Annotated in this window: 2 protein-coding genes; both read left to right on the top strand. The window is 47.6% G+C overall.

What is annotated here, in order from left to right; genetic code table 11:
* Positions 1-157: 157 nt before the first annotated feature.
* Positions 158-1,696, top strand: coding sequence for a response regulator transcription factor (locus ARB69_RS25345; protein ID WP_055155391.1), 1,539 nt, complete (start codon positions 158-160; stop codon positions 1,694-1,696).
* Entirely contained in the window at positions 1,693-3,384 is a 1,692-nt protein-coding gene (locus ARB69_RS25340; protein ID WP_055155390.1) for a histidine kinase, read from the top strand. Before ARB69_RS25345 ends, ARB69_RS25340 begins: the two co-directional genes overlap by 4 nt.
* Positions 3,385-3,459 lie beyond the last annotated feature (75 nt).

Raw genomic sequence — 3,459 nt, 5'->3', positions numbered from 1 at the left:
TTATTATGAAGAGCCGTATGCGGGAAAGCCGCACGTACGGTTCTGGAAAGGATTATACATTGCGAAATGTGTATTTACTAAACTGCATCCCGGCGTAAATACTTCGAGTATAAATCAAAGGGGGCAGACCCCTCTGGTTGTATAGGGAGAATGTCTTATGAAAATTATGATAGTGGAAGACGAGGATAATATTCGTGAGGGACTGGTCTCTCTTCTGGACTGGAAGAAAGCGGGCTTTGACCCGCCTGTCCTTTTCGGGGGGGCGATCGAAGCGCTCGAATATCTGGAAACGGAAAAAGTGGATGTTGTTCTGACCGATATCTACATGCCGGTCTTAAGCGGCCTGGAGTTTATCAAGATGATACGGAAGGAGAACCTGACCTGCGACATCATCATTCTGACCGGGCATGACCGGTTTGAGTTTGCGCAGGAAGCCGTGGAGCTGGGGGTGAAGAGGTATCTGTTAAAGCCGGTATCCCCCGAAAAGCTGAAGCAGGTACTCGCGGACATCAGGAAAGACATTGCGGAGCGGATGAAGCTCATGGACTGGATTGCGATTGCCGAGAAACAGCTGGAAGAATATCTTCCGGTTCTGCGAAACCAATTCTGGAATGACCTGTTGGGGGAACGTTTTGCGGACAGGGAACAGCTGGAACTGGGCGCACAAAAAGCTTCAGTCTGTCTTCCGAAGCGGGAGATTACCTGTGTTGCTATCCGTCATTTTCATCAGGAGTCGAGCCTTACAAGGGAGGTTGCTCTGCGGCAGATTGTGGAGGAGATATTAGGAGATGCAGCTATTTACCTGATGCCCTATGACGGTACCGAGCTGGTGATCATGGAAGGCAGGCTGTTCCAGTTTAAGCTGGAAATCATGAAGGAATCCATTGCGCAGAATCTGGGGTTGGACGTATGCTTTGGCATCAGCAAAACGGGAAAGGAGCCGTTAACGATCGGCCGGCTTGCCAGGGAAGCAGTCGAAGCGGCAAAGTCGATCCGGGACATACAAGAGGTGTATTACCTTTATTTTGCAGATATCGCCCTCAAACGTGCGGGTGAACCGGAATATCCCTATGCGGATGAGAAGCAGATCCTGGATATGCTGCGGTTTCATGACACCTTAAATGACCGGTTTTTGCGGACATTTTTCCATAAGGTCATGCCTCCCAAGTACCCGGTGGAGGAGTCACAGGTTATGCTGTTCCAGCTGCTGGTGGCTATGAACCGCACCGCAAACGATATGGGGATAGATGAACTTGACGAGTTCAGAGTTACCCAGAGCAGTATCATGAACTTTGACGGGATAGAAGAGGCCTTTCATCAAATGGCAGAGAGGATGATTCGAAAAAAAAGAAATTCTACCAGAAGATATGCGGAAGTGATCGCCGAACAGGTAAAAGAGATTGTTGACAGGGAGTATTCCAATCCCGATCTCTCCGTTAACAGCCTGGCCGACCGGCTTGCGCTGACGTCTAATTACCTGTCCAGAATATTCCGGAGCATGACGGGCGAGACCTGTATCGAATATATCACAAAGGTACGTATGAATGCTGCAAAGGAGATGCTGGAACATACGGATAAAAAAAGCTATGTGATTGCCGGTGAAACGGGATATAAAAATGCAAATTATTTCAGCGCAATGTTTAAAAAATACACCGGGCTGTCTCCGAAAGAATATCGGGAAAGGAGAAAAGGGTGAAACGCAGATTTAAATCCATAAAAAACAGGATCATGGTTTTTTTTATCGGAGTGGCGGTCTTTCAGATCGCCGCTATGGCGTTGTTTGCGGTTTTCCACCTGCGTCCGTCCCTGACGAAGATGTATGAAGAACATCTGGAAAAATTTACGGAGTCCGCATTCTGGGAAGTCACATCGGCAAAGATGAAGATTGAAAATTATACCGTGAATATGATCGGAGATTCCGACATTCAGGAATTTTTGGAATCCGCGGATAACAGCAGCAGGAATTATGTGCCTTCTATGACGGCCGAGATGCGGAACCGGATTCTGTCCTATACGGATTATGACAGTGCGATTCGGTCGATTTATCTGATCGATAATCTCGGGAGGATGTACAGTAACCTGTCCCATAAGGCCATATCAGGATACCTGGAGTCAAAAGAGGAACTGAGAGAAAGAAGCGACGCATCTGCCGTATGGTTTACGGATTTTGATGACAGCAGCATCGTTGTGTACCGGATTGTGAACAACAATACAACGGATCTGAAGCGTAAGATCGGCGCCATCTGCATGGTAATTGATAAGAGTCTTTTTGTGGACCGCATCCAGCAGCTCCTTCTGGAAGACACACAGAACTACTGCCTGGAAAGCGCGGACGGCAATTTCCGGATCTCGTCTGCTGCAGACAGGGGCACATTTTCCGCAGAAAAATATATTATCAGTTCGCAAGATAACCGGATATGGAGGTTGGAAACATGGATAAATAAGGATGAGGCATATGCTTCTATTTATCTGATTTTCAAAATACTGGCTCTGGAGCTGATGGTTCTGCTTGTAATCAGCGTATGTATGGTAATTTATCTTTCCGGCAGGATTACCAGGCCCATATCAGACATCAGAAGTGCCATGAAGCAGATCGGAAAAGGCAATATGGAGGCAGAGGTGCCTGTCAGCGGAGAGGATGAGATCGGACAGCTCGCAGCCACCATGAACCGAATGTCGAAAAAAATAGGAGAGCTGGTGGAAAGGATCAGACGTGAAGAAACCAACCAGCGCCTTCTGGAACTAAAAGCCATGCAGTATCAGATTAATCCCCATTTTCTCTATAATACACTGGATTCTATCAGTATGTTTGCCCGGAAGAACCATGATGAACAGTGCGAAGAACTGGTGATTGCGCTTTCTGACTTTTTCAGGATCAGCTTAAGCCACGGACAGGAATTTGTGACACTCGAAAAGGAAGTGGAATATGCGGAGTGTTATCTGGAAATACAAAATATTCGTTTTCCGGAACAAATCACATGGGATGTCACCGTTGAAGAAGGGCTGAAAGAGATCAAAATCATGAAGTTTATTTTGCAGCCCCTGGTAGAAAACAGCATTTACCACGGTATCCGGGATGCCGGCCGAAAAGGGCATATACAGATATCCGCATATCGGGATGCCGGCGGCCTGGTCTTATGTGTTCGGGATGACGGGATCGGCATGCTGCCGCAGGAACTTACGGAGCTCATGGCAGATTTAGAGTCAGAGGAAATCAGAGAGAAGGATATCCATGAGGGCGGCTTCGGACTGAAAAATGTCCACCAGAGACTGAAACTGATGTATGGGGAGAAAAGCGGACTGCAGATACAAAGTGAATGGGAGGAGGGGACATGCATCACCATATATATACCATCCAAATCGGGAATTAGCGGCGAGCTTTAGCCTCGGCGCGGATGGGGACGCTCCATAAAGGGATAGCCGAAAGCCTCCCGGAGAACATCCATGTCCTTTCAAAAA

This window comes from Faecalicatena contorta (assembly GCF_001404335.1).
In the GTDB taxonomy this organism is placed as follows: Bacteria; Bacillota; Clostridia; order Lachnospirales; family Lachnospiraceae; genus Faecalicatena; species Faecalicatena contortus_B.
This window is presented reverse-complemented; position numbering and strand designations above follow the sequence as displayed.